A 518-nucleotide genomic window follows, 5' to 3' on the forward strand; every position below is an offset into this window, starting at 1 on the left:
GATGTTGAAGAACAACTTGCCCATTGGATCAGACGGATCGTGAATACTGTTCCCAAGTTGAAGCTTCACGCCACGGGATGCCAGGCTGTCGCCAATAAGCCGTGCATCAGGGACAGAGCGGGCCAGTCGATCAAGCTTTGGTACGACCAAAGTATCGCCACTACGAACAGCCGCCAGTGCCTGGTCAAGGCCGGCCCTTTCCCGGTTCGTGCCGGTGAAGCCCTTGTCGGTGTAAATACGATCGGCAGAAACACCGAGTTTGAGCAGTTCCTGATGCTGGGCCGCGAGATCCTGTTTGTCCGTCGAGCAGCGGGCATAGCCGATCATTATGTGTGTCATACGGGAAAGTGTAACGTATAAGGCCCCATGACTGCAAAACATATGGTACCACCTTTATGAGACACAGCACACGGCTGTATTCCATGACGTGTTGCACTTGTCCGGGACAGTCCGTCCAACGATCCCCTTCCGGACACATGAAGGAGACATCCGATCATGGCGCGGCGCCGTCTTCTGAC

Annotated in this window: 1 protein-coding gene; it reads right to left on the minus strand. The window is 55.0% G+C overall.

Annotated features, from left to right (window positions below; translation table 11 throughout):
* Positions 1-339 (minus strand): recombinase family protein (locus KP705_RS16840; RefSeq protein WP_215765090.1); only part of this gene is annotated, 339 nt, incomplete at its 3' end.
* Between the last annotated feature and the right edge of the window lie 179 nt (positions 340-518).

Source organism: Gluconobacter sp. P1D12_c (genome assembly GCF_018812105.1).
GTDB classification, from domain to species: domain Bacteria; phylum Pseudomonadota; class Alphaproteobacteria; order Acetobacterales; family Acetobacteraceae; genus Gluconobacter; species Gluconobacter oxydans_A.